Source organism: Synechococcus sp. OH2, assembly GCF_047462155.1.
GTDB lineage: Bacteria > Cyanobacteriota > Cyanobacteriia > Thermostichales > Thermostichaceae > Thermostichus.
The window spans coordinates 1-21,153 of the sequence record NZ_JANSIR010000077.1 but is presented as its reverse complement, the minus strand read 5'-3'; the positions used below and the strand labels follow the sequence as shown (position 1 = coordinate 21,153).

General features: G+C 58.8%; 17 protein-coding genes and 2 pseudogenes. 9 read left to right on the top strand and 10 right to left on the bottom strand.

The annotated features are described in order from the left end of the window. Positions 1-985: YcjF family protein (locus NW835_RS06560; RefSeq protein ID WP_414414840.1), on the top strand; the 985-nt coding region annotated here is incomplete at its 5' end. Between the two features lie 4 nt (positions 986-989). Here NW835_RS06560 and NW835_RS06555 read toward each other — a convergent pair. Further along, on the bottom strand, positions 990-1,994 hold the full coding sequence (locus NW835_RS06555; protein ID WP_414414839.1) for a glycosyltransferase family 2 protein: 1,005 nt from the start codon (positions 1,992-1,994) through the stop codon (positions 990-992). 64 nt (positions 1,995-2,058) lie between these two features. Then, complete coding sequence (gene hslO, locus NW835_RS06550) at positions 2,059-3,018, bottom strand: Hsp33 family molecular chaperone HslO (protein WP_414414838.1); 960 nt, start codon at positions 3,016-3,018, stop codon at positions 2,059-2,061. Between the two features lie 372 nt (positions 3,019-3,390). Between hslO and NW835_RS06545 the strand changes: the two genes are divergently transcribed. The 5 genes and pseudogenes from NW835_RS06545 to ribB all read left to right on the top strand — a co-directional run. Further along, positions 3,391-3,678 (top strand): DUF6464 family protein, encoded by a 288-nt coding sequence (locus tag NW835_RS06545; protein ID WP_414365101.1) that lies wholly within the window; start codon positions 3,391-3,393, stop codon positions 3,676-3,678. A gap of 326 nt (positions 3,679-4,004) precedes the next feature. Further along, on the top strand, positions 4,005-4,493 hold the full coding sequence (locus NW835_RS06540) for a M67 family metallopeptidase (protein ID WP_414377034.1): 489 nt from the start codon (positions 4,005-4,007) through the stop codon (positions 4,491-4,493). A 218-nt stretch (positions 4,494-4,711) separates the two neighbouring features. Then, the gene (locus NW835_RS06535; protein WP_414377036.1) at positions 4,712-4,993 is read left to right on the top strand and encodes a MoaD/ThiS family protein; all 282 of its coding nucleotides are present in this window, start codon (positions 4,712-4,714) and stop codon (positions 4,991-4,993) included. Positions 4,994-4,995: 2 nt separating this feature from the next. Beyond that, entirely contained in the window at positions 4,996-6,153 is a 1,158-nt protein-coding gene (gene moeB, locus NW835_RS06530; RefSeq protein WP_414365096.1) for a molybdopterin-synthase adenylyltransferase MoeB, read from the top strand. A 123-nt stretch (positions 6,154-6,276) separates the two neighbouring features. Continuing rightward, positions 6,277-7,425, top strand: a pseudogene (gene ribB / locus NW835_RS06525) (3,4-dihydroxy-2-butanone-4-phosphate synthase); the annotation flags it as partial. 42 nt (positions 7,426-7,467) lie between these two features. On the opposite strand, the gene NW835_RS06520 reads toward ribB, so the two are convergent. From NW835_RS06520 to mfd, 4 genes and pseudogenes are all read right to left on the bottom strand, one after another. Further along, entirely contained in the window at positions 7,468-7,902 is a 435-nt protein-coding gene (locus NW835_RS06520) for a hypothetical protein (RefSeq protein ID WP_414377038.1), read from the bottom strand. Positions 7,903-8,046: 144 nt separating this feature from the next. Beyond that, complete coding sequence (locus tag NW835_RS06515; protein ID WP_414370850.1) at positions 8,047-9,039, bottom strand: GntR family transcriptional regulator; 993 nt, start codon at positions 9,037-9,039, stop codon at positions 8,047-8,049. Between the two features lie 87 nt (positions 9,040-9,126). Continuing rightward, positions 9,127-9,901 (bottom strand): annotated as a pseudogene (locus NW835_RS06510) (RNA-guided endonuclease TnpB family protein); the annotation flags it as partial. A gap of 235 nt (positions 9,902-10,136) precedes the next feature. Beyond that, complete coding sequence (gene mfd / locus NW835_RS06505; RefSeq protein WP_414414852.1) at positions 10,137-13,604, bottom strand: transcription-repair coupling factor; 3,468 nt, start codon at positions 13,602-13,604, stop codon at positions 10,137-10,139. Positions 13,605-14,007: 403 nt separating this feature from the next. Here mfd and NW835_RS06500 point away from each other — a divergent pair, with 403 nt between their 5' ends. Both NW835_RS06500 and cydB read left to right on the top strand, forming a co-directional pair. Beyond that, complete coding sequence (locus NW835_RS06500; RefSeq protein WP_414414837.1) at positions 14,008-15,441, top strand: cytochrome ubiquinol oxidase subunit I; 1,434 nt, start codon at positions 14,008-14,010, stop codon at positions 15,439-15,441. Positions 15,442-15,605: 164 nt separating this feature from the next. Further along, complete coding sequence (cydB, locus tag NW835_RS06495; protein ID WP_414365090.1) at positions 15,606-16,655, top strand: cytochrome d ubiquinol oxidase subunit II; 1,050 nt, start codon at positions 15,606-15,608, stop codon at positions 16,653-16,655. A gap of 191 nt (positions 16,656-16,846) precedes the next feature. Here the strand turns inward: cydB and NW835_RS06490 are convergent, their stop codons facing one another. The 4 genes from NW835_RS06490 to NW835_RS06475 all read right to left on the bottom strand — a co-directional run bounded on the left by NW835_RS06490 (position 16,847) and on the right by NW835_RS06475 (position 20,827). Further along, positions 16,847-18,361 carry a mechanosensitive ion channel gene (locus NW835_RS06490; RefSeq protein ID WP_414414836.1) on the bottom strand — a complete coding sequence of 505 codons (1,515 nt, stop codon included), beginning with the start codon at positions 18,359-18,361 and terminating at the stop codon, positions 16,847-16,849. Positions 18,362-18,701: 340 nt separating this feature from the next. Next, entirely contained in the window at positions 18,702-19,238 is a 537-nt protein-coding gene (gene rimI / locus NW835_RS06485; RefSeq protein WP_414414835.1) for a ribosomal protein S18-alanine N-acetyltransferase, read from the bottom strand. Between the two features lie 6 nt (positions 19,239-19,244). Continuing rightward, on the bottom strand, positions 19,245-19,658 hold the full coding sequence (locus NW835_RS06480) for a hypothetical protein (RefSeq protein ID WP_414333945.1): 414 nt from the start codon (positions 19,656-19,658) through the stop codon (positions 19,245-19,247). Next, a complete protein-coding gene (locus tag NW835_RS06475; protein ID WP_414414834.1) occupies positions 19,622-20,827 on the bottom strand; it encodes a 5-(carboxyamino)imidazole ribonucleotide synthase in 1,206 nt (401 codons plus the stop codon). The genes NW835_RS06480 and NW835_RS06475 overlap by 37 nt, the downstream gene beginning before the upstream one ends. 99 nt (positions 20,828-20,926) lie before the next feature. Here NW835_RS06475 and NW835_RS06470 point away from each other — a divergent pair, with 99 nt between their 5' ends. Next, positions 20,927-21,121 (top strand): hypothetical protein, encoded by a 195-nt coding sequence (locus tag NW835_RS06470; RefSeq protein WP_414377048.1) that lies wholly within the window; start codon positions 20,927-20,929, stop codon positions 21,119-21,121. Positions 21,122-21,153: the final 32 nt, after the last annotated feature.

Genomic DNA, 21,153 nt, shown 5'->3' with positions numbered 1-21,153 from the left:
CCCTGTTCCCCGCCACATTCGCCAATATTCCAAGCAAGGCTGCCCAATCACCATCTACGATACACCTGGCATGGAATTGGCGGGAGACCAGAATATCCAGATCCGCCTCGAGGTGTCCCAACTGATCGACGAGCTGCGCCTCAAGGATCCCGAACATCACATTCACATTGTTTGGTATTGCATCCACCACGAACTGAAGCGGCTGGAGGAAACCGAGCGTGAGTGGCTGAGAGAGTTAGAACTCAAAGATGTACCGGTCATCTTAGTCTTGACCCAATGCCTGGAATATCCCAATCCCGAAGAGAGCGAGTTTTTTCAGTACTTGCAGCGCCAAAATCTCCCTGTTCGCTACATTGTTCCTCTTTTGGCTAAGGACAAGGTCATTAACCGGCAACTCACCATCCCCGCCCACGGGCTAGAGCACCTAATCGGCTGCACCTCGGAGCTGCTGCCAGAGGTAGCCCGCCTTGCCTTTATCCGCCAGCAATTGCTGCGGGTGGATCTCAAGGCCGATGCTGCTTTTAAGTATGTATCGGGCTATGTGGCCAGCGCAGCGTTCATCGGCGCCGCACCTCTTCCTTTTGCCGATGCCCCTCTACTGGCAGCAGCACAAGTGGGCATGATTGCCAATATCAGCTTTATCTTTGGCTATAAAGCCTCCCCTTCTTTTTACTACTCTTTGATGGCGTCTTTGGCGGGAATTGGGGGCGCAGTAGTCACTGGGCGGGCCATTGTCTCAAACCTGCTGAAGTTGATCCCCGGCGCGGGATCCCTGGCAGGCGGCATCATTCAGTCCACCACAGCGGCTACCCTGACCCTTTCCCTTGGCCTGGCCTATATCGAGCTGATGAAGGCCATCGCCCGCGCCGAAATCCAAGGGATCCAGCTATCCCAGGCTCAGATGCAGGAGATCTTTGTGCGCGAGTACCGAGAATATGCTGCTTCGGGACACAAAACTCTCAAAAACTGGGATTGGGAAAAATGACTTTTTATCCCAGCTTTTGCGTAGACATTGGATCTAATTCTGGAGCAGGGGAAGCTCGTGCGCTCTCGAACCCAAAGGTGCCTTGGACTAGGTAGAGTGGCCGGCCTTTCACCTCTTCAAAAACGCGGCCCAGATACTCTCCAATCACGCCCAGGCTAATCAACTGGATCCCGCCCAAAAACAAGGTCATCACCGCCAAAGAGGCGTAGCCGGGCACATCGGAGCCAAACAGCAAAGTACGAATGACGAGGAAAAGGCCATACAGCAGAGCCGCTAGCGAGATCGCCAAGCCCAGATAGCTCCACACCCGCAAGGGCCAAGAGCTAAAAGAGGTGATGCCTTCTATGGCTAGGTTCCACAGCCGCCAGTAGTTCCACTGGGTTTTGCCGCGAAAACGGGGGGCGCGGTCGTAAAAAATGGCCACCTGCCGGTAGCCTACCCAGGCAAAGATCCCTTTCATAAAGCGAGTGCGCTCCCGCAGTTGCTTGATGGCGTCTACCACCTGCCGATCCAACAGCCGAAAATCTCCTGTATTGCGCGGGATCCGCACCTGGCTGAGCTGGTCAATGACCCAATAAAACCCATTGGCGGTGAAGCGTTTTAGCCAGCTTTCCCCTTGGCGGCTGCGGCGCACAGCGTACACCACCTGGTAGCCCTGCCGCCACTGCTGCAGCATTTCCGGGATCAACTCTGGGGGATCCTGCAGGTCGGCATCGATGGGAACAACGGCTCTGCCCGCAGCGTAGTCCAAGCCGGCGGTAAGGGCAATTTCCTTGCCAAAACAGCGGGAGAGGTTCACCACCTTGATGCGGGGATCCTGGCGATGGAAGGCAATAAGCTTTTCCAGCGTGTCGTCCTGGCTGCCGTCGTTGACACAGATGATCTCGTAGGGGATCCCCAATGGATCCAAGGTTAGGCGCAGGCGCTCGAACAGGTGATCCAGGTTCTCCGCCTCATTTTTGCAGGGGATGACAACCGAGAGCTCAGGGGGAGCAGGCGCAGAGGACATAGGAGGATGACAGAAGAACAGGGATCCCGTAGCTGGCGATTATTCTGCCATCAGGGGGGGGGTGCTATGGGTTTGCCGACATCTCTGCCACAATCGAGCGCAGCTCGTCCTCCGAGATGCGATAGACCTCGTTACAGAACTGGCAAACCGCCTCTGCTCCCTTATCAGTACGGATCATGTCGATGAGCTCGTCCCGCCCCAACATACGCAACGCCCCCTTCACCCGGTCGGAGTTGCACTGGCAATAGAAGCGGATGGTGCGCACCTCCGGCGTGATCTTCAGATCCAGGTCGCCCAGACAAATTTGCAACAGCTCCAGCAAACCGCCGCCGTAGGCCAGCATTGGACTGAATTCCTCTACTTTGGCCAAACGGGCCTCCATCTCCGGGATCAGACTGGCTGGTGCTCCCGGCATGAGCTGCATCAACACTCCACCGGCGGCGCGCACCCGCTGGGAATCGAGGTTGACCCCCAAAAGAACTGCCGAGGGGATCTGCTCCGAGGAGGAGAGGTAGTAGCTGATATCGTCTCCCACCTCCCCTGAAACCAGTTCCACAGCACTGGTGTAAGGCTGGCCGTAGCCCAAGTCCCGCAGCACATGCAAATAGCCGTAACGCCCAACGGCCTGACCCACATCTAACTTGCTCTCAGGGGTGAGAGGAAGTTCAACGGCAGGGTTGCTCACATAGCCGCGTACCGTGCCGTCCATGCCGGCATCTACATAGATGCTGCCCAAGGGGCCATTTCCCTTCAGTTGCAGGTTGATCCGCGCCTGGCGTCGCTTCAGGTTAGCTGCCAGCAACAGGGCTGCACTCATGGCCCGCCCCAGCGCCACTGTCGCCACGTAGGAGAGCTTGTGCCGCTCCCGCGCTTCCTGGACTGCCTGGGTGGACACTAAGCCCACCACGCGGATCTTGCCTTCTGCCGCCGTAGCTCGGATCAGGTGATCCGGAAGGGAGAGGGGAGAACTCTCAGAGATGGCTTTCAAGCCTTTCCATTGCTCTGACCCAGAGGTATCCGTCATCACAACCTCAACTCACGTCTCGAAAGCAAGCCTGCAGGGATCCCCTGGCGACTTACTTCTTTCCCCGTGGGCTCGCTGCAACTTCGCTATAAGTCGGAGCCAGCCTGCACCATACCATCATAGGCGGCTTATCCCCCTGCCCACTAGCCGGCAGCTTGCTCCGCTAGTTTTTCGGCTCAAACCAATCACCTTGCCCATGCTGCCGCCCCGCCCTCCAGTTGGCAAAGTGGTGCTTCATCCTCAGTAAGGTAGGGAGAGTTTGCAATTCTTCTGCAATTTCTCCCTCTCTTGCCAGAGTGTGCCATCCTGAGGATCTAGACTGATCCAACGCGACCCCCAGCCTGTTGGCCTTACTCCCTGGGTGACTGTTCCATGTTGGATAACCTCACTGCCTATGTCTCGGAACATGCGGCCAAGCGTCGCTGGCGGGAACGTGCCTACAGCCGCTTTTTGCAGGATTGGCGACGACAAGTGGTACTGCTGCGCCGCCAACGGGCCGGTGAATTCGGCCAGCCGCTAGGGGATCCCTCCTGTGTTTTCAGCGCCCAGTCGGCTTGGTTGCGCTGTGCCGTCAACCCGCAAGGGCCCTGCCAGGGCTGCCCCCACTATTCTCCGCTTGTTCCTCCGCTGCCGGCTCGTCACCCTAATGTTCCCGGTTAGTTTGCCGCATCCAAATCTGTTCAGATGGACTTCTGCATCCTACCGTATCCCCAGGTTGCGCTGGGTTTACACTCCCACTGATGCCAAAGGAAGACCGGCGGCAAGATAAGGGATCCTATCTCCGGTCAACCTTTGCCACTCCCCCTGCCGACCGGCTGGCTAAACGCCAAGGCAACGGCATGGCTGTTTTCCCGGAGCGCTAGGGACTCTGCGCAGTTCCCCAGTTCATCAGCCCAGGGCTCTGCCCGGACCTAAGTAGGAGGCTAGCAAGCCTCTTTTCGTGTCAAAATGAAAGAACGGTAACTCCATCGGCAAAAGCGAGATTCATGGCCCTTTACCTCTCGGCAGAGCATCTTCGCGCCATCCGCCAGCATGGCGAGCAAGCCTTTCCCTACGAGGGCTGCGGTATTTTGATCGGCGAGCTCAAGGGATCGGACAAGATCGTCCATGAACTCTGGGCAGTGGCCAACACCTGGGATCAAGCCGAAAACCCCTTGGCAGACGGGGAATCCAGCCGCCGCCGCTTCTTGATCGACCCGGCGGATTTCAAGCGGGCCAACGACCATGCCATGCGCAAAGGCCTGGGGATCCTGGGCACCTACCATTCCCACCCCAACCACGCGGCTGTTCCTTCGGAGTTCGACCGGCAGCACGCTTTTCCTTGGGGCTTTTCCTGCGTGATTGTTAGCGTGCGCGAGGGCAAGGCAGAGGAGGTGGCAAGCTGGATTTTGGATAAGCAGGAGCAGCCCCAACGGGAGCCGATGCAGATTTGGGAAGACAAATCTCTGCCCTCGCTTGTGGCTCGGGCTGGCTAGAGCCTGGGCGGAGCTGACTGCTGTTTTCCCGCCAACCTTCCCTCCAAAAGTGAGGCTTATGGCTGAGAAGCTTTGGGATCCCTGTTGGGCAATGACTGTGGTGAGGGTTGTCGGAAAAAGCGGTACTCTGAACTTGATGAGGTGACACTTGGAATAGTTCAGCTCAGAACCTCAAGGTGTAGATCAACCAGATCGCTAGAACCCTTCCCCGAACTCCCATGGCAACCAAAGTCCTGATTCCCTCCCCCTTGCGTCCCTACACCGACAACCTGGAAGCTGTCGAGATCGAGGGCAACAGCGTTGGCGAAGTAATGCGCAATCTGATCGCCCGCTATGGCGAGCTAAAGCGCCACCTCTACACCGAAGACGGCAAGTTGCGCAATTTCGTCAACGTTTACCTCAACGACGAGGATGTGCGCACTTTGGCCCAAGGCGACGACACTCCTGTGGGAGAGAAAGCCACCATCAGCATCGTTCCTGCCATTGCCGGAGGGTTTTGACTATGTTGCACCTAGACACCAGCCAAGTCAGCCTCTCCCGCGAGGAGATGGAGCGGTTTTCTCGCCATTTGATCCTGCCGGAGGTGGGCCTGGAGGGGCAGAAGCGGCTGAAAGCAGGCAAGGTGCTCTGCATCGGCACAGGCGGCCTCGGCTCGCCCCTGTTGTTGTACTTGGCGGCAGCCGGCGTGGGGCGGATCGGCATCGTCGATTTCGATGTGGTGGACGTGTCGAACCTGCAGCGGCAGGTGATCCACGGCACTTCCTGGGTGGGCAAGCCCAAGGTGGAATCGGCCAAAAATCGCATCCTGGAGATCAACCCCTATTGCCAGGTGGACGTTTACAACACCGCTCTGAAGGCCCACAACGCCCTGGAGCTGTTTGCCAACTACGACGTGATCGTGGACGGTACCGATAATTTTCCCACCCGCTACCTGGTCAACGATGCCTGTGTGCTGACGGGCAAGCCCAATGTCTACGGCTCGATCTTCCGCTTTGAAGGGCAGGCGACGGTCTTCAACTACGAGGATGGGCCCAACTACCGCGATCTCTACCCCGAGCCACCCCCACCGGGGCTGGTTCCCTCCTGTGCCGAGGGGGGAGTGCTGGGGATCCTGCCCGGCATCATCGGCCTCATTCAAGCTACGGAGACTGTGAAGATCCTGTTGGGCATCGGCACGACCCTGAGCGGGCGGCTGCTGCTCTACGATGCTCTAAAAATGAGCTTCCGCGAGCTAAAGCTGCGCAAAAACCCCGCCACCCCGCCCATCACTCAACTTATCGACTACGAGCAGTTCTGCGGGATCCCGCAAGCGCAAGCTAGCCAAGCGGAGATCCCGGAGATCAGTGTGGCCGAGCTGAAGGCGCGGATGGATGCCGGCAAAGATTTTGTGTTGATCGACGTGCGCAACCCCAACGAGTGGGAGATCGGTCGGATCCCTGGCGCCCACCTGATCCCGTTGCCGCAAATCGAAAATGGTGATGGGGTGGAGCAGGTGCGCAAGCTGCTCAACGGCTCGGAGCTGATCGTCCACTGCAAGAGTGGAGTGCGCTCGGCCAAGGCCTTGAAGATCCTACAAACTGCCGGGATCGAGGGGAAAAATCTACGCGGTGGCATCCTCGCCTGGGCTGAGGCTTACGATCCCTCGATTCCCAAGTACTGAGACAACTTCCGGATCCCTGGTCCAGGATATGATGGCTCCGCTGCCCAGAACCGGCTGTGCCCAATATCTCCCTTTTGCGTCCCTTTTTCCATGAGTGCCACTTTGCCGGCAGAGACAGAAACCATCTTTCACTCCATCCCCGAAGCCCTGGAAGACCTCAAGTGTGGCCGCATGGTCATCGTGGTCGATGACGAAAATCGGGAAAACGAAGGGGATCTGATCTGTGCTGCCCAGTTTGCCACGCCAGAGGTGATCAACTTCATGGCCACCCATGGGCGGGGCCTCATTTGTCTAGCCATGCAGGGATCCCGTCTGGACGAGCTGAAGATCCCGCTGATGGTGGGGCAAAACACCGACAGCAACCAGACTGCCTTTACCGTCAGCATCGACGCCGGGCCAGAGTTAGGGGTTTCGACGGGCATTTCCGCTGCCGATCGCGCTCGGACCATCCAGGCGGCCATCCACCCCCATACGCGACCGGAAGATCTGCGTCGCCCTGGGCATGTCTTTCCGCTGCGGGCGCGGGAGGGTGGGGTACTCAAACGGGCCGGCCACACGGAAGCGGCGGTGGATCTGGCGCTGCTGGCGGGGCTGTACCCGGCAGGGGTGATCTGCGAGATCCAAAACCCGGATGGCTCGATGGCCCGCCTGCCCCAGTTGATCGACTATGCCCGCCAGCACAATCTGAAGATCATCACCATCGCCCATCTGATCGAGTACCGCCTGCGCACCGAACGGCTGGTGCATCGGGGGGCTACTGCCACCTTGCCGACGGAGTTTGGCCGGTTTCAGGTCTACGGCTACCGCGACACCCTCAACCAGGTGGAGCACCTGGCGCTGGTGAAGGGGGATCCGACCCAATTTGCCGCCGAGCCCGTCCTGGTGCGCGTGCATGTGGAATGCCCCCTGGGGGATGCGCTGGGATCCCTGCGCTGCGACTGCCGCCGCCAATTGACCGCCGCCCTGAAGATGATCGACCACCAGGGCAAGGGGGTGCTGGTGTACCTGCGCCGGCAAGAGCAGGAGCTTAGCCTCATCCGGCAAATTCAGTCCTATGCCCTGCAGGATCTGGGGCTAGCTGAAACCGCGCCGCCAGCAGCGATGGATCTGCGGGATTACGGCATTGGCGCCCAGATCCTACGCGATGTGGGGGTGCGCCAAATGCGCTTGATCAGCAACACCTCTCGCCACATCAGCGGCTTGAAAGGATTTGGCCTGGAAGTGGCCGAGCGGGTGCCCTTGCTGGTGGAAGAGCCGGATCTCAATTTGCACGTGCAGCCATCCTGTTCTCTAGAAAACGCGACCCATTCCGGCTTAAGCCTGTAGAGCGTTGTAGGGCCGGGCGGTGTGGTGGAACAGGGGCCGCGGTGCAGCCGGTTCGTCCTCGACCCCATAAGCCTTGCATCCCCAGTGCCAGAACGACCAGGAAGGACGTTTGGGCAAAGATGGAGCCATACGCGCTGGCAAGACAGAGTCCCTGGCCGTGGGGCTCAAGAGGGGCTTTGGCAAGACGGGAATGTCGGATCCCACCTGCGACCACACCTCGTAGCTCTGGGATCGCACCACCACAATGCTGATCAGGGAGCCGCGATCCATGTCGTAGCGGCAACTGTCGATGGCGTCCTGCAGCCGAGAAAAGCTGCGGTTAAAGACGTAAAAATGGCCCTGGAAGCTGATGGCTTCCCAGAAACCTTCCCGTGTCACCGCCACATGGTCGCGATCGGCGGAGGTGTAGTCGAGGATCACCATACGTGTAAAGACTGACTAGCGATGGATCAGATTAGGGTGGCTTTTACCGTATTTCCACTTAAGCACACCATTGCACAGCCCGTCATCCGCGAAATGGCCTGCTTGCAACAAGACTGACTTAAGGCGTTTTCTCGCCCTTGCTGCTCATGGGATCCCGCCCAATTCCCGTCGCAGCTCGGCCATGGCTGCTTCTCCGATGTGGGGGGCGGTGCAGACCAGGTGGGGCGTGCGGATCAGGTCGGGGCGGGCTTGGCGCACTAGGGCGCGCAGGGTGGGGTAGCTGGCCTCGTCGCAGATGAGGGTGTGGGCACGGCGGATTAGGGATCCCACCCGCTCGGCATCGGAAATCACCGCCGTCAGCACCAGCAGGTCTCCCCGCAGGCTGTGGACAATCACCTCGGCAACTTCCAGGAGGGCGGTGCTGATGCTCACCAGCCCTAGACAGGCGTGGGGAGGCAATTGGCGGATCAGGGCAATTTCGCGGGCGTAGTCAGATACCTCCACCGGGAGAACACGGGCCCCCCGCGGCTGGGCAATGGCCTCGACGGCGCTGAGAAAATAGTGGAGCGTCACCACAGTGCCGGAATGGATTTGATCCAGCACGGCGGCCAGATCCTCTAGGGGCACCAACTGCACCCGGATGCCCAAAGTCTGTTGGATTTGTTGGGCCATCAGTTGTCCTGTGCCCAGATCCCGATTGGGCACGCACACCAGCACTTGGGCACTGCAGCGCAACCGCCAGTCGATCTCCGCCAGCAGCAGATCCCGCACCTGCTCCAGAGAAAAGCCCTGTTGCTGAAGCTGATCGATGCCCTGGCGCACCTGCTGCAGGGCTTGTTGGGATCGATCCAGGTTTTCGCCCAGACTACAAGAAGAGCGGTTAACCGCCTGGCGGGCGGAGCCGCTGACGTAAATGCCAGATCCAGCGCGCGTTTCCACCAGACCCATGGCCTCCAGTTGGTGGTAAACCTTGTGGATGGTGTTGCGGTGCAGGCCCGTTTGCATGGCCAATTGACGGGTGCTGGGCAGGCGATAGCCGGGAGGAAATTGCCCGCAGGCAATGCCAAAACAGAGCAAGTTGAAGAGCTGGACAGAGCCAGGGATCCTGCTCTCCGGCTGAATAGAAATGCGCATCATGACGCACTTTTCTCCATGAACTACCCCACCGCGTAGGCGGATGGGGTTTTTAGTAGCCCTGAAGCTCGCTCACAAGAACTCCGTCCCGCTAACGCGAGTGGCAGCGTTAAAATCTCCATCCCCTTCCCAACCACAAGCCGGGTTGACACAGCGAAAACGCTTCCCTTCCCGCTGACCAAGCCACAAGCACCGGTGACAGGTCTGCGAAGTGTAGGCAGGCGGAACCACCACAACCTTGACTCCTGCTCTTACTGCCTTGTAGCGCACAAACTGCCTCAACGGGTAGAACGCCCAACTATTCGACCGCCGCTGCTCTGGCTTGCTGCGCAGCTGCTGGTTGACACGCTCCCGCCCGCGTCAGCGGGCCAGAGACCTCATCCCAGCCAAGTCTTCCAGGGCAATGGTGCTACAGGCAGCTTTGGCCCTAGAAACAATGGCTTTGAAGATGCAGTAATTCACCCAAGCTTGAAAGCGTCTCTTCCTACCAGACAGCCGTTGCAGCAGTTGACGGCACCTGGGCCGAGAACTATGTGTGCCCTGACTGGCTTTACGCTGGAGAACCGCCCTCAACTGGGAGTAGGGGTCTTTTTCCTGGTTCAACTGCTGTCCATTCCAGTTGTCACCCTCTGCTCGCGTCAGCGGGACGGAATCCTTATGTGTGGGCAATATCTGTCCTGCCCAAGTCTACACCGATGACCTTGCCGGTGTTTTGGGGTTCCGGCACCTCAGATTCCACGCCAATCTGGATGGAGTAGGAACCATCTTGGCGTTTGACCAACGTGGCTACTTTGAGATGAGAACCTGTCAACATGCCACGCTGATAGTTACCACTCGCGCCAGCGAGCCGGAGCCTTGGTTGCATCCAGCTTTGTGGCTTGCGACGCAGACACCTTGAGCTTGCAAGAGATAGTCAGAACTTGGGTCATGCTGAGTATGTTAGGCACTATCCTTCCTCGCCGTATAGACGGTGGGGTATCCCGCGCATTCAGATGACGCAAATGCAAGGCAACAGCGAGTGCGAAAGTCTAACCCGAGGAAGGCCGGGCACCCCTCCCAGTTTCTCCCAGCCGAAGCCCAACTCCGCCCCGCAGCCAGGACTAAGTGGCTGTTGGGATCCCGGCCTCTATCCGGCTCAGGGCTAAGCTCATTTTGTCCAGCCACTGCAAAAGGTTCTCCAGTTGCTGCGCCGCAGGCACCATCCCCAGGCCCCGCACCGTCACCTTGCCCGGCTGGTAAACAAAGCGAGGCTGTAGGTGAGTGGGCAGCGCTTCCTTGAGGCGGTTCCAGGCGGGCTCCTCCATGGGAGTTTCCAAAAGGACATGCTCCTTGGCCGGCCTGATACGGGAAAAGCCCAGCCTGCGGGCCAAAATCTTCAGCTCCATCACCCGCAGCAGCTCCTGAGTAGGCCTGGGCAGGGGGCCAAAGCGATCCTGCCATTCCTGGGCAATTTGCAACAGCTCGACCCGAGAGCCGGCAGCAGCCAATTGGCGATAGGCCTGCATCTTTTGATCTTCGTCGGGGATATAGCTTTGCGGGATCATGGCGGTGACATTGAGGTCGATTTGCGTATCTTCCACCTGCGGGATCTCTTGGCCACGAATTTCGCGAATGGCCTCTTGCAGCATCTCCAAATAAAGATCGAAGCCCACAGCATTGACCTGCCCCGATTGCTGCGTGCCCAACAGGTTGCCAATGCCGCGAATCTCCATATCCCGCATCGCCAATTGATACCCAGATCCCAGTTGGGTAAATTCCTGAATGGCCTGCAGGCGTTTGCGGGCCTCTTCGGTGAGGATGCCATCTTCTCGGTAGAACAGCCAAGCATGGGCTTGGATCCCAGCCCGGCCCACCCGCCCTCGCAATTGGTAAAGCTGAGCCAGCCCAAACTCCTGGGCATTTTCGATCAAAATGGTGTTGACACGGGGAATATCCAAACCCGACTCAATAATGGTGGTGCAGACCAGGATATCGATTTCCCCGTTGTTAAAAGCCAGCATCGTCGCTTCCAGCTCTCCTTCCGGCATTTGCCCATGGGCAATGGCAATGCGGGCGCCGGGCACCCACTCCCGCAATTTGGCACTGGTCTCTTCGATCCCTTCAATGCGGTTGACAACATAAAAGACTTGCCCGCCGCGATCCAACTCTTGGCGGATAGCCGTGCGAATGACCTCAGGATTGTAGGGGGAGAGGTGAGTTTTAATCGGGCGCCGCGAGGGCGGGGGAGTTTGGATCAAGCTCATTTCCCTCAACCCCGACAAGGCCATATACAGCGTGCGGGGAATAGGAGTAGCCGTAAGGGTGAGCACATCCACCTGGGTTTTGAGGAGTTTAATTTTCTCTTTTTGGTTGACACCAAAGCGCTGTTCTTCGTCAATGACCAAAAGGCCCAAATCGCGAAACTGTACATCCTTGCCTAAAAGCTGGTGGGTGCCCACAATGACATCCAGTTCACCACTTTTGAGGCGGGCCAGGATCTCTTTTTTCTCGTCGGGAGTGCGGAAGCGGTTGAGTAAGCCCACTTGAATGGGATAGGGGGCAAAGCGCTCTTTGAGAGTGTGGTAGTGCTGCTGGGTGAGAATGGTGGTTGGCGCCAAAAGAGCTACTTGTTTGCCGGCGGTTACGGCTTTAAAAATGGCACGGATAGCCACTTCCGTTTTGCCAAACCCCACATCCCCGCACAGCAGCCGATCCATGGGGCGGGGAGACTCCATATCCCGCTTGATCTCCTGGACGGCGCGAATTTGATCCGGTGTCAGAGGATAGGGAAAAGAGTCTTCCAGCTCCTGTTGCCAAGGAGAATCGGGCGGGAAGGCATAGCCCTCCTGTTGGGCACGCTTGGCATAGAGTTCCAACAGGTCAAGGGCCACTTTTTGCAGGCTCTTTTTAACTTTTTGCTTGGTCTTTTCCCAGGTGCTGCCTGACATTTTGTGCAGCGCGGGGGGGCCATCACCGCTAGCCCGGTAGCGGGAGAGGGAGTTGACCTGGTCGGCAGCCACCCGCAGCAGGCCATCGCTGTATTGAATGACCAGATATTCTCGGGTTTCGCCGCCGATGGTGAGGCTTTCCAGCCGCAGGAACTGGCCAATGCCATGGGCCCTGTGAACAACAAAATCCCCCGGCTTGAGCAGGTTGGGATCCACCTGGCGGGAGCTGGCCTGGCGGCGCTTGCGCACATAGGTGGGGCTGGCCAGGCTGTGCTGGCCGAAAAACTCGCGGTCGGTCAGCACCACCCACCCCAGCGTGGGCAGGAGAAACCCCTCCAGATCCGCTAGGCCGGAGTACTTCAGGGCCACCGGCGTGTAGGACTGGAGCTGGCGCTCGATAGTCGGAAAATCTTTGGGGTTGGGCACGTACTGGGCCGGGCAGTCGTGTTCCTGCAGCAGAGCCACGGTGCGGGAGGGCTGGGCGGAGAGGATCCACACCTGCAAGTGTTGCTTGCGGTACTCGCGCAGGGTTTTGGCCAGGGATCCAAACTGGTGGGGAGTGGCAGGGACAGGCCGGCTTTTGAGGTCGAGGACAGCTTCCCCCTCGCCAGCAGGGGCAAAGGCACGGGCCAACAGGCGGGGGAAGGGATCCCACTCAGCGGCCTCAAGATCAAAGGGGCGGTGGAAGGGCACTAGAGCCGGCTCAGCAGCCTGGGCCAGCTGCCACTGCTCCTCGGCGTGGGCTAGCCACTGCCGGCTGTGGGCCTGGCACTGCTCCGGCTCGTCGATCAGGATCAAGGTATTGGGATCCAAGTAGCTCAGCAGGTTGGCCGGTGGATCGTAGAGCAGGCCGAGAAAACGGCGCAGGCCTTCTGGGGGAGGCGATCCCTGCTGCCGCAGGGCGGGGGAGAGCTGCTCCATCTTTTCCTGCAGCGCTGGCCAGAGCATGGGCCCATAGCCGGTGGGGGTCAGCCAGACAGAAGGGATCCCATCTTGGGAGCGCTGGCTTACCGGGTCGAACTCCCGCAGCCGTTCCAGCTCATTGCCAAACCACTCCAGGCGCACCGGCCACTCGCAGGCCACCGGGAAAATGTCGAGAATATCGCCCCTTTGGCTCCACTGCCCCTCGCTTTCCACCAGGCTTACCCGCTGGTAGCCCAGCCGGGCCAACTGCTGCCCCAACTGCTGCGGCGACAGCTCCAGGCCAGGTTCCAGCTTGAGGCAGAAGGCCTGAAACACCTCTGGGGGGGGAAGATGGGGTTGCAGGGCCCGCTCCGTGGCCACAACGGCCATGCCCTTTCTGCCCTGGAGACAATCGGCCAGCACCTGCAATTGTCCCCACACCAGCTCCGGCTCCAGGTCAAACGGCTCATAGGGGGAAGCCTCAGAAGTGGGATAAAGGTACACGCTCTCCCAGCCCATGCCCTCCAGTTGCGCCGTCCAGCGGCCTGCTTCTTCCAAAGTGGCAGTCACCACCAGCAGGGATCTCCCCTCCTGCTGGGCCAAAGCCGAGGCCATCAACCCCTTGGCGATCCGCCCTGCCCCTTGAATGGCTGCCTGTCGCCGCGATCTCAAGCGGGCGGCCAACTCTTGTACCAAGCCGGATTGGGCGAGAAAGCGCACCAGCGGGACAAACGACATCTTCCACCCCCCACTGCCAACTGGGATCTCCAACAAGCCGGGATCCCAATTCTGGCAGGCCCTGAGGAAAATTTGCATGGCGTTATCCCCGCCCCTCAACGGGCCATTTCGGGATTGCGGATCCCCAGGCTGCCGAGTTCGCAACCCTCTTTATCCTGTAGTCTGCTTTACACGAAGAAAACCCCTTCTCTCAGGATCCTAAAGTTAACCTTTAGAGTCGAGCAGCCCATCGCTGATCCTGGTCAAGATGCAATCCTAGGAGGAACAAAAAAGATAGCCTTCCCGACCTCATCCAAATGGGTACGGATGTCTGCAGCGAACATACCTAGAGGCGTGCCTGCACAAACTGCAGCAGAGAGGGTTGGGAAAAGTTGAGTTTATCCATCCAAACTGGGTGCCAATCATGTTTCTAGACACCGTCGCGCTTTCTCGACTACAGTTTGCCCTCACGGCCATTTTCCATATGCTATGGCCGGTTTTAACAACGGGACTGGCTATTTATCTTGTTGTTATAGAGGGCCTTTGGCTGAAAACTCGCAATCTAGATTACTATCGCCACGCTCGTTTCTGGTCAAAGATCTATGTGTTGAACTTTGGTATCGGCGTGGCCTCAGGGTTGCCGATGGCCTTTCAATTTGGCATGAACTGGGCCCCTTTTTCTGAGGCGGTGGGCGACTTCTTTGGAACCGTTCTTGGGTTTGAGGGCACGATGGCCTTTATGCTGGAGGCCAGCTTTTTGGGGATCATGCTCTTTGGCTGGGAGCGGGTGCCGCCGGTGATTCACTGGATCTCGACAATCCTGGTGGCCTTCGGCGCCAACCTCTCTACCTTTTGGATCCTGACGGCCAACTCTTGGCTACAGACGCCGGCAGGGGGAGTATTTGTCAATGGAAAGTTTGTGGTGCGCGACTACCTGCAAGCCATTGTCAATCCCTTCATGGTTAATAGCTTTCTGCACATGTTTTTTGCCACTTTGGAGACCTCTTTGTTTGTAATTGGTGGCATCAGCGCCTGGTACATTCTCAAGCGGCGGCACAGCGAGTTTTTTTCCCGTTCCCTCAAAGTGGTCTTGGCAATGGCTCTGGTGGTGGCCCCTTTGCAGGTGTTTATCGGCCACTTGAGCGCGGAGCAAGTGTATCGCTATCAACCGGCCAAGCTGGCGGCCATGGAGGCCCAGTGGGAGACGATCCCTGCCGGCGAACGAGCCGATTGGAGCCTGCTAGCCCTGCCCAACGACCGAGAAGAGCGCAACGAGTGGGAGGTGAAGATCCCCGGTGCGCTGGGCTATCTGCTGGAGTTTAAGCCCAGGCTGGATCGACCGGTGCAGGGCCTGAAAGCTTGGGATCCCCAAAATCGTCCTCACATGATTGGCCTCATCTACTACTCCTTTAGGACAATGGTGGCCATTGGTCTGTTTCTGGCCGGGCTTGTGGGGGTTACCTTGATCCAATGGTTGAGGGGCAAGCTGTCCGCGGAGGCCCTCTCCCAGCAGAAGTGGCTGATGTGGGCCTGGGTCTTTGCTGGCCCCCTAGGATACATTGCCGTCGAGGCTGGCTGGATTGTCCGCTGTGTTGGCCGGCAGCCCTGGATTGTGTATGGACAACTGCGCACCGCGGAATCCGTTTCGCCGCTGCCGCCGGGAGAGGTGCTGTTTTCTTTGGTCGGCCTGACTGCTTTGTATACGGTGTTTTTCGTGGCTGCCCTTTACTTTGGCAGCCGCATCATCCGCAGAGGGCCTGACCTGGAGCTGCCTGCCCCCGTTCCGGCAACCCAGCCGGTGATCGTGATCGAGCCTGCCCGCCACGAGCCGGATCGCCGTCCTGCAGAAGCTCGCTAGCACCGGTGCAGCCCTAACAGAACCCAGACAACACCGCAGGCTCCTCATCCAACAGCAGCCAAGCCACTTGTCGATTTCCAACTCCCCTCTCCCAGAGGGAGAGGGGTTGGGGGTGAGGGGGATCATGTCTCGAACTGGTCGGAAATAAACTACAGAGAACGACGATGGAATCTTTCGAGCCTTTACAGCAGTTTTTACCGCAAGTCTGGTTTTTTATCCTCGGTCTCTTTCTCTTCCTTTATGTTCTGCTAGATGGATTTGACTTGGGGGTTGGCATCCTCTCCCTGACGGCTTCTAGCGAGACCCGCCGCAGCATTCTCATGACCAGCCTGGGCAATGTCTGGGATGCCAACGAGACCTGGCTGGTGTTGATGGGGGGATCCTTATTTGGAGCCTTTCCCCTTGCCTACGCCACCATTCTCAACGCTCTCTACATTCCGCTGGTGATCATGGTGGTGGGCCTGATCTTGCGGGCTGTCTCTTTCGAGTTTCGGGAGAACGCCGACAACAAGCTGGTGTGGAACCTCGCCTTCGGGGTGGGCAGCTTTTTGGCGGCCTTGGGCCAGGGGTTTGCCTTGGGCAGTGTCTTCGAAGGGATCCGCGTCGACGAAGCCGGCCACTTTGCCGGCAGCCCTTGGGATTGGCTGACCTGGCGCACAGTGTTGGTGGCTCTTACCTTGATCCAGGGCTACGTGTTAATCGGCTCGGCCTATCTGATCGTTAAGACCACCGGCGAGCTGCAGAAAACCTACTACAAGACAGCAACCATTGCCACCTGGACAACGTTGCTGGGGGCAGTGTTTATCACCATCAGCACCCCCATCATGTCGGAGCAGGCGCGCGCTCAGCTTTTCTCGCCTCCTCTTTTCTATATCTTTGCTGCCATCCCCGTTTTGGGACTTTTGTTGGTGGCTCTGTTGCTGCGCAGCCTGCGGCGGCGAGAAGAAAATAGCGTTTTGGTTTACACTTTTTTAATCTTTGCCCTTTCTTTTATCGGCCTGGGGTTTATGGTTTTCCCCAACATTATTCCTCCCAGCGTCACCATCTACGAGGCGGCAGCTTCTCCCAGTTCACTGGTGTTTATGCTCACCTTTATTGGCTTTTTGATCCCGGTTATTTTGTCCTACAACATCTACAACTATGTGGTGTTCCGGGGCAAGATCGTGGTGCAGGAAGCAACGCCAGAAGAGGCCAAAGTTTCGGAGGCAGCTTAAACCCAAAGCAAAAAGTCTCAACTTAATTAATTAAATCAAGACCCCGCCGAGCGTTTTGCCAGGCGGGGTACATTTGCAAGCAAAACAGGGTTAACCTTGAGGGGGCCATCGGATGGGTGGCATGGCCACTCCTTAAGAAGCGCTGCTCTCTTTGGGTAGGAAGAGCAATTCCTCTAGCAGATTTGGCCTTTTCACTCCCGCTTCAGCCACTGCCGGATCTGCTCGGCAGCCATATCGCGACCTCCCAAACCAAAAGCCAAAGCCACAGCCACGGCAATCGCGCCCAGCACTAGGCCAAAAGCTAGCACCACAATGTCGGTGGCTACACCCATCTGTTGTAAGGCCATGGCGCCGACGAAAACCAAGATGGCCACCCGCGCCGCCTGCGCCAGCACGCCTGCAGAGGGGTTGCCCAAGCTCTTGATCATGGAATGGGCCAAATTGGCCAGGTAAAGGCCGATCCCGAACACCAAGGCGCCGATGAGCACCCGCCCAGAAATCAGCAACAGCCCCTCTACGATGTCGGTTAAAGCAGCAAACTGCAACAGCTCCACCGCCGGCACCGCCCCGAACAAGACCACGCCCACCCAGACCACCAGGCCGGCAATTTCAGAGGGGGTGCGCCGCTTCACCAACTCCCCTTCAGCGGCAGGCGCTTCAGGAGCAGGGGCCAAGGGCAAGCCCAGGCCAGCAGCCAAGCGGTCGAAGCCCACCGCCTGCAGCAACTGGGTCACCAAGCCCGCCAAAAACTGCCCCAGCCAGTAAAAGACGGCCAGAATCAGAGCCGATCCTGCCATTCGGGGAATGGCCCGCAACACCTGCTCCAGCATCGCCACCGCCGGATCCGAGATGGCCCGGATTTCCAGAGCATTGAGAGCCGCAATCACCGCCGGGATCAACACCAAGATGTAGGCCACCGTCCCGACAATCTGGGCCAACTGGGGAATGCCAAAGCGGGCCCCCAAGCGGTTGGCTCCTGCTGCCGCCAGCAAATTCGAGATGAGGCCGCGCACAATGCGGGCCAAAAACCAACCCACCCCACCGATGATGAGCGCTCCCAAAATGCGCGGCACCATCGATAGGATTTGATCCAGCAGGTTTTGCACCGGCTGCAGCGGCCCCCGCAGGTTCAGCGTATCCAGAATGAGCGGCAAAAAGAACAGCAGAACCAACCAGTAGAGAGCGTCACCCAGAGCTTCATTTAAGAGAAATGGGGTGACCTCAGCCCCCCCCTCTGACTTGGCAGCCGTTCCTTCTGTACCCACCTCACCGGCAGCGCTCTCCTGTTGGAGAGGCTGAGCCAGCCGCTCGTCCAAGTTAAAGCGCCGCAGCCCCCGAATGACCGCTAGGCGGGCAACCGTGGCCACCGTCCAGCCCACCACCAGCAGCACCAGGGCTCCACCCAGCCGCGGCAGATAGACAAAGATTTCGCCTAAAAACCGATTGAGCGGATCGGAGACGGCCTGGAGCTGTAGGGCATTCAGCACCGCCACCAACACAAAAGCCAGGATGATCCAGTAAACAGCAGCGGCCACCCAACGCTCCGTTTGCGGCAGCTTCTCCCCAGGCTTTTGGCCCATAATCCAAGCAGCCAGGCGGTTATCGAGCTGCGTCCGCTTGAGCAGCCCCCGAACGCCGAAGGCCACCGCCGTGGCCACGAACCAACCCAGAATTAGGATGAAAACCGCCGCCAGCAGATTGGGCATAAAATCGACAAGCCTGGACCAAAGATTGACAAAAAAAGAGACAGTCTCATCTCTAAAAGTGTTTACAGGGGTGTCCATAATTACCCTCACAGCCTGAAATGCTCAGGATGGACAAATGATAAAAGTAGGTTAGCCTGAAGTGCTTCCTTGGGCAAGCTGGGTTTGTCTGGGAGAAAGCCTCAAATGTCAAAAGAAACGGCGGGTCTTGAAACAAAGCTTTACATCTATCCATGGGTGGCAAGGGTTGAGCCAAGCTGCAGGGGTGCTGCCCAAGAAAATTTAAGGTTTAGGTGTATAGGGGAAAACTTTTGCAGTTCTTTAGTGTTGGTTTTTCCTAAGCTTAAATCGGTTTCTTCCAATACACCAGCCCATCTTCTCCGTTGTTGTAATAGCCCTTGCGGCGTCCCAGCAATTGAAACCCTGCCGATTCATAGAGGTGGATGGCGGCGTGGTTGGAAGCCCTCACTTCCAACGTGGCCCAGCGACAGCCTGCTGCCCTAGCTTGGTCTAGGAGCGCTTCTAGGATCCTGCGGCCCAAGCCTTGTCGCCGGTGACCGGGATCCACCGCCAGCGAGATGATGTGGCCTTCTTCTTCGATGCGCCAGAGGATGCCAAAGCCCACCAGCGCTGGTGCTGTTTGCGTCGGCGTCGCGAGGTCTGGGGAGGGAAGGGAGAACTCTGTTCGGCCCGAGCCACAGGAAGCGCCAACGGCAACCGGTTCCGCCACAACCCCAATCACCGTGCTGGTGGGCCGTTCCAGCTCTGCGCGATACCCCTGTTCCCCCCAGTGTCCGCCGTAGCAGCGTCGATCTAGCTCCAGCAATTGGGGCAGGGCGGTGATGTCGAGCACCTGCAGCCGATAACTCGTACCGCTCATGGTGGTCTAGTCCCGCAATTCGCAGAACTCCGATAGCAACAACTGCCCAAAGGGATCGTCATCCGGGGCGGCGTAGGGCAGGGCTCGGCGGCTAAGGCTCAAGATCTGGCCCCCCGATTGGGGATGGGGCTTGAGCTCGTAGTCGATCCCTTCTTGGAAGCCGGCCTCTTGTAGGTAATCTTGGGCGGCTTTGAGGATCCCTGCTCGCAGTTGGGCTTTGACGGCAGGGGCCATGAGGTGGCGAACAAACCAGCGGGCGCTGTCGGGATCCACCTCAGCAAGGTATTGGAGAGCGGGGGTCAACACCGCGGAGCGCTCTTGGGGAGAGAGTCCGTTGACCTGCTGCGCCACCGCCGGCACATCCCGCCGTTGCAGGGCCGCGATCAGGGCTTGGATGGCAGGAGAAAAGGTGGGATCCATGGCTGGGGATACCAGAGGGCTTCGAGGGTATGGACAAGGTCTGCCGCTTCCGCAGGAGAAGGAGGATGGGGTAGACAGACCGTGACATGGCCCAGCTTGCGCCCGGGGCGGGCAGGGGTTTTGTGGTACCAGTGCAGCGTGGCATTGGGGATCCCCGCCAGGCGCTGCCGCTTTTGGGCATAGTCACTGCTGGAGTGCTCATAACCCAAGAGGTTCACCATCACTGCTCCCCCACACTTGAGAGAGGGATCCCCCAAGGGGAGGCCGAGGATAGCGCGCAGATGTTGCTCAAATTGCGAGGTGTGGCAGGCTTCCAGGGTGTAGTGGCCGGAGTTGTGAACCCGCGGTGAGATCTCGTTGATCCAGATCCCGGCCTTGGGGTGGGGCGGCGGCACCCAGAAGAGCTCGATGGCGAACACACCCACCGCGTTCAACTTGTCCATCACCTTGACCGCCAGGTCGCGAATCTCGGCCTCGACAGTCGGGGGAATGCGGGCGGGCGCCAGCACATAGCGGCAGACCTGCTCGATCTGCACAGTTTCCACCACCGGGTAGAGTTGGATCTCCCCCGCCAGCCCGCGGGCCACGATCACCGCCAGCTCCCGCTCAAACGGGATCCACTCTTCCAGCAGCAGCGGGATCCCGGCATACTCGGCCAGGGCCTGTTGCAAGGTTGCTCGGTCGGGCAGGATGCGGGTGCCCTGGCCATCGTAGCCCTGCCGCCGCCGCTTGAGCACCACCGGAAAGCCCAACCCAGATAGGTCTGCCGTCTCCGCAGGGCAAAAGGCCGGCACCGGCACCCCCAACTCCGCCAAGAACTGCCGTTGGTGCAACTTGTCCAGCAGCGGCTCTAGGGTGCTCAGGCGAGGGCGAAAGCGGGATCCCTGCGGATCCAACTTGCGCAGCTCCGGCAGCGGGATGAACTCGTTCTCAAAAGTTACCACCGGGCAGCGTTGCAGCAACTGGGCTGTGGCCTGAGTGTCTGTCACAGCACCCCAGACCACACCGTCGGCTACTGCCACCGCCGGATCGGTGGGGGCAGCGGCCTGCACGATCAGCGGGATCCCCAAGGGGCGGGCCGCCAAAGCCAACATCTGCGCCAACTGCCCGCCGCCGATCACCCCCACCGGTTGGAAGCTCTGGGTTTTTGGGGATACCTGGGGTTCCACCACTGTCTCGCTATACTGACAGGTGTGCTGCTATCTGTTGCATCTTGGATCCAGAAATCATTATGGGATCCCTTGCCCTCGAGCGCTAGGAGCAAAACAGTGCAATCCCCTCAACCCTCTGAGCTCAGAGCTTTGATTGACCGGGCCTTGGCAGATAAGGTCCTAACCCGCGCTGAACAACAGCAGATCCTCAATGCCGTCATGGCTGATCAAGAGATTTCCCCAGAAGAGCACGAGCTGCTGGAATTGGTTGTGGAGCGCCTCAGCAGCGGCGAGATCCAAGCTGTGGATTGAGCCCCATCCCCAGGTTCTCCTCAACGTAAGGC

Bases quoted from the DNA above. Each gene is read 5' to 3' on its own strand.
- NW835_RS06555 (WP_414414839.1), bottom strand. From the start codon at position 1,994: ATGTCCTCTGCGCCTGCTCCCCCTGAGCTCTCGGTTGTCATCCCCTGC.
- hslO (WP_414414838.1), bottom strand. From the start codon at position 3,018: ATGACGGATACCTCTGGGTCAGAGCAATGGAAAGGCTTGAAAGCCATC.
- NW835_RS06545 (WP_414365101.1), top strand. From the start codon at position 3,391: ATGTTGGATAACCTCACTGCCTATGTCTCGGAACATGCGGCCAAGCGT.
- NW835_RS06540 (WP_414377034.1), top strand. From the start codon at position 4,005: ATGGCCCTTTACCTCTCGGCAGAGCATCTTCGCGCCATCCGCCAGCAT.
- NW835_RS06535 (WP_414377036.1), top strand. From the start codon at position 4,712: ATGGCAACCAAAGTCCTGATTCCCTCCCCCTTGCGTCCCTACACCGAC.
- moeB (WP_414365096.1), top strand. From the start codon at position 4,996: ATGTTGCACCTAGACACCAGCCAAGTCAGCCTCTCCCGCGAGGAGATG.
- NW835_RS06520 (WP_414377038.1), bottom strand. From the start codon at position 7,902: ATGGTGATCCTCGACTACACCTCCGCCGATCGCGACCATGTGGCGGTG.
- NW835_RS06515 (WP_414370850.1), bottom strand. From the start codon at position 9,039: ATGATGCGCATTTCTATTCAGCCGGAGAGCAGGATCCCTGGCTCTGTC.
- mfd (WP_414414852.1), bottom strand. From the start codon at position 13,604: ATGTCGTTTGTCCCGCTGGTGCGCTTTCTCGCCCAATCCGGCTTGGTA.
- NW835_RS06500 (WP_414414837.1), top strand. From the start codon at position 14,008: ATGTTTCTAGACACCGTCGCGCTTTCTCGACTACAGTTTGCCCTCACG.
- cydB (WP_414365090.1), top strand. From the start codon at position 15,606: ATGGAATCTTTCGAGCCTTTACAGCAGTTTTTACCGCAAGTCTGGTTT.
- NW835_RS06490 (WP_414414836.1), bottom strand. From the start codon at position 18,361: ATGCCCAATCTGCTGGCGGCGGTTTTCATCCTAATTCTGGGTTGGTTC.
- rimI (WP_414414835.1), bottom strand. From the start codon at position 19,238: ATGAGCGGTACGAGTTATCGGCTGCAGGTGCTCGACATCACCGCCCTG.
- NW835_RS06480 (WP_414333945.1), bottom strand. From the start codon at position 19,658: ATGGATCCCACCTTTTCTCCTGCCATCCAAGCCCTGATCGCGGCCCTG.